The sequence below is a fragment of the Spirochaetota bacterium genome, from assembly GCA_038043445.1.
GTDB lineage: Bacteria > Spirochaetota > Brachyspiria > Brachyspirales > JACRPF01 > JBBTBY01.
This window is the reverse complement of record JBBTBY010000140.1, coordinates 11942-15718: the sequence shown is the minus strand read 5'-3', so window position 1 is coordinate 15718 and position 3777 is coordinate 11942. Positions and strand designations below refer to the sequence as shown.

General features: G+C 56.1%; 4 protein-coding genes. 2 read left to right on the top strand and 2 right to left on the bottom strand.

Annotated elements, in window-relative coordinates; all coding sequences use genetic code 11:
• Both AABZ39_18405 and AABZ39_18400 read left to right on the top strand, forming a co-directional pair.
• The coding region (locus AABZ39_18405) for an efflux RND transporter permease subunit (GenBank protein MEK6796755.1) at nucleotides 1-307 on the top strand (307 nt) is incomplete at its 5' end.
• A gap of 99 nt (nucleotides 308-406) precedes the next feature.
• Entirely contained in the window at nucleotides 407-1243 is an 837-nt protein-coding gene (locus AABZ39_18400; GenBank protein MEK6796754.1) for a transporter, read from the top strand.
• Nucleotides 1244-1307: 64 nt separating this feature from the next.
• On the opposite strand, the gene cbiM is transcribed toward AABZ39_18400, so the two are convergent.
• Nucleotides 1308-2276 carry a cobalt transporter CbiM gene (cbiM, locus tag AABZ39_18395; protein MEK6796753.1) on the bottom strand — a complete coding sequence of 323 codons (969 nt, stop codon included), beginning with the start codon at nucleotides 2274-2276 and terminating at the stop codon, nucleotides 1308-1310.
• 120 nt (nucleotides 2277-2396) lie between these two features.
• Nucleotides 2397-3704, bottom strand: a complete 1308-nt coding sequence (locus AABZ39_18390) for a carbon-nitrogen hydrolase family protein (GenBank protein ID MEK6796752.1) — start codon at nucleotides 3702-3704, stop codon at nucleotides 2397-2399.
• Nucleotides 3705-3777: the final 73 nt, after the last annotated feature.

Sequence of the window (3777 nt, the reverse complement as noted above, 5' to 3'; positions counted from 1 at the left end):
AGTCACCAAGGCGGTCTTTGCCATCGACGAAAACAAGCTCAAGGCCACGATCGAGCAGCTGCGGGAACGCGGACATAAGACAGAACACGCGGTTCTCGAGGGCAGCGTAAGCAGGCTTCGCCCCGTGCTCATGACGGCGCTCATAGCGATGGCTAGTCTCATTCCGCTGATACTTTCCCACGGCACGGGGAACGAGATACAGCGTCCATTGGCGACCGTTGTCATCGGGGGGCTTGTTACCGCAACCCTTGGGACTTTATTCCTTCTGCCGCTGAGCTATACGCTGGTAACAAGAAAACGACAGTGAATCGTCTCCTTGCCCACACGCACTTGACAAGCCATCCTGTTTTCGTACTATAGCGGATGTAGCGATAGTGTGCCTTCTAAGAAATTGTGAGGTGACGACATGATTACATTTTCCGTCAAGAAAAGCTTAGTAAGGATCGCACTGATCGCAGCGGCAAGTCTTGTCGCACTCATCCCGCTCGAAGCAGCTGATGACAAAGCGAAAGTCTTCGATGTCGACATCGAAGACAACTCTTTCCTCATGGAGGAAGCGTATAATCAGGGGCCGGGGGTCGTACAATTCGTCAGCACATTCCAATACAATACACGATCACGCTCATGGACGTATCTTCTTGTCAACGAATACCCGCTCATATCGCAAATGCATCAGCTCTCCTATTCACTCCCGGTCTCGCAGAATGCCGGAGTAACCAGCGTGGGTGATATTCTGCTCAATTATCGGCTGCAGATCCTTGATTCAGATATTGCAGCCATGGCACCGCGGATCTCTGTCATATTCCCCACGGGAAGTTATGTCGATGGACTTGGCTCCGGCGGATGGGGAATTCAGTTCAATTGGTCGGCCAGCGTAAAAATGGGCGCGAACTGGGTGAGCCACTGGAACCTTGGGGTTACCGCAACGATCCAGGCGAAGAACGCCTTAGGACAGACCGGCAATCCAGTTACCATGAATTACGGGGGCAGTCTTATTTACAAGCCGCTTGATTTTCTCAATTTCCTTGTCGAGGTCGTGGGCACCTCGGGTGAGACAGTCGGCGCGACCGGCTCTATTGAGCGCGCGGAAACGCTCTTCATCAATCCCGGCATTCGGTTCGCTATCACCCCGAACGAAAAACTGCAGATCGTTCCCGGCATTTGCGTGCCCCTTGGTGTCGGTCCATCGCTTCAGGAAATAGCGGTACTCGGTTATCTGTCGATCGAAGCCACGTTCTGGTAATACGGCGCGGCGGCAATCGTTTGATCGTCCACGCGGTCAAAAGATCGATACCGACTGCGCAACACTATTCGCTTTTTTTTGCCGCTATCGATGCGATGCGCGCTGCAAAAATCAACACCGACGCTCCGAAAATCGCCGAGATGATGTATCCCGCGGCCTCATGCGGCACACCGGGCACCGTATAATCCGGCATTATCGCCCTGAAATCGAAACCGTTCGCCATGCCGGTGGGTAATCGACCGACCAACGCGCGCAGATCATCCACTGCCCATTCGCCCCAGGCGGTTCCAGCCGCAAGAAGACCGAGCGGTGATAGCAAAACCATCCCGATGATAAGCGCATAGAGCGGCTTCATCTTCACCGGTCTGTCACCGTGCACGATATCCGGCGACAAGGCGCGCACATAACCGTACACACCCGCCGTCACTATCGCTTCGATGAAGCAGGCGGCGAGGAGATGCGGCAGCATCATAGCCGGGATGGAAACGCCGAGGGGATACGGGCAATAGAGCGGTCCGGCCGCGTCCTTGAAAAGAATCGGCTGTATGCCGAATTGCACCGCAGCGGAGAGCGCGGACAAAGCGAGCGCGCTGTATGATGCTATGAACGCCGCGATGTATCCACCGGCTTTCATTCTCAGTATGCTTTTAAGCAGTATGAAAATAGAGTACCCGGCGAACGGGAGAACGAACGCCATATTGAAGCAGTTCGCGCCGAACGCGAGTATGCCGCCATCGCCGAAGAAAAGCGCCTGTATGAGAAGCGCCACCGTCACCGCGATGCATGCCGCCCATGGGCCGACAAGTATCGCGACCAGCGTACCGCCGACGGCATGGCCGGTGGTCCCTCCGGGGAGCGGGATATTGAACATCATGATGAGGAATGAGAACGCGGCAAGGATGCCGACGACGGGAACTTTTTTCGCGGACATATCCTCTTTCACTTTCCTGACGGCGACAGCCCACACGGGTATCATCGCCGCTCCCAGTACCGCACATGTCTCTGGGCTGAGATAATTATCAGGAATATGCATTGCGAGGATTATATCGTTTCCACCGATGATAGCAACAATTCCGCCCGAGGGATCGATGGAGATCGGGGATCACTAACGTTCGCCATACTTACAACGAGCGCTGTCCGATGAGCGCACGCATCAATATCCGCTCAGCGCACGACATACGGGCGGTTCCTGCTCAGTGAACGCGCCGTAGAGCTGCGGCCGGCGCTGCATATACACGATATCCCGCTGGCGGCCGCCGTTCCACTTACGGTGCACCGGATCGATAATGACGTCGGCAGATATGATATCCTTACTCCCGTCATTCCACGCGACAATATCACCCATCGTATCGATGATAACGCTCCCGCGGGCTTCATTGCGTGCGACCGCGACCACGAACTGATTATCGAGCGCACGGGTACGCATTATCGCTTTCCAGCGGTCCTCGTTGAAGGCCGGCGTCCCGCGGCTGAACACATCCGCGCGGTGGTCGCCCATTATCGGGAGACACATCACCTCGGTGCCGTTCAACCCAAGCATGCGCGATGATTCGGCCGCAGAGCTGTCCATACAGATGTTGACGCCGATACGCGCCTTCGGCGTATCGAACACCGGGAATGAATCGCCGGGGGTTATCCCCGAATTCGTTTCGCCGTATTCTGCCAGATGCACCTTATGGTATACACCCTCGATCCCGCCGGGACCGATGAGCACCGCGCTGTTGAATACAGCATCACCGCTCCTTTCATCGAACGGGAGCAGTATACGCACATCTCCCGACGCAGCGATCGCCTGAAATCCCCGGACGGACCCATGGTCGAGCGGCACCGCACGATCGAGGCGATTACCGGCGACACCCCACTGCAGCACTATCTCCGGCAGAACGATGAGATCGGGTTTATCATCAAGCGCCTTCCTGCAGAGATCACCGTAGAATGCCGCATTATCCGCTACCGATGATATTTTCGCCGCGTGCCTATGCTCATGCGAGCCGGTAACAACGGCGATGCGTATCCTCCGCTCCGGTAACGCAGACGTCTCCGTTATCATGGGCATGCCGAATGACGCCTCGCCTCTCGTACTCCATCGGAAGATATAGCGTATGACAAGTATCCCCGATGATGCGGTAAGCACGCGTGAAAATCGATGTTTGCCGTCACGGCTTTCATGAAAAAAAAGCGCGTCATTATCCGCCTGCGCGCCGATATCACTTCTGTCAGGAGGGATATCGCCCCATATAGCAAGACAACGCACGCTCTCGCGAACATGGGCAACATCGCGTATCTCCACCGGAACATCGATGCGATAGGACTTCCCGGGCACAAGATCGTACCGAAGCTGCCAGCCGCCGGCGCACGTGCGCGTACCGTTCGCCTTTATGACGAAACGATCCGCCGAACGCTCAGTTCGCGGTGCGGCAGACGGATGCGGCGCCCACGGGACGATCATGTCGGCTTTCATATCACACCGCCTATTTTCGTTCGACGAGATACCACACCGTCGGGAATTTCGCCGTCTCAACAGCATCCGCCTT

Coding starts and splice junctions, on each gene's coding strand:
- AABZ39_18400 (MEK6796754.1), top strand. CDS start 407: ATGATTACATTTTCCGTCAAGAAAAGCTTAGTAAGGATCGCACTGATC.
- cbiM (MEK6796753.1), bottom strand. CDS start 2,276: ATGCATATTCCTGATAATTATCTCAGCCCAGAGACATGTGCGGTACTG.
- AABZ39_18390 (MEK6796752.1), bottom strand. CDS start 3,704: ATGAAAGCCGACATGATCGTCCCGTGGGCGCCGCATCCGTCTGCCGCA.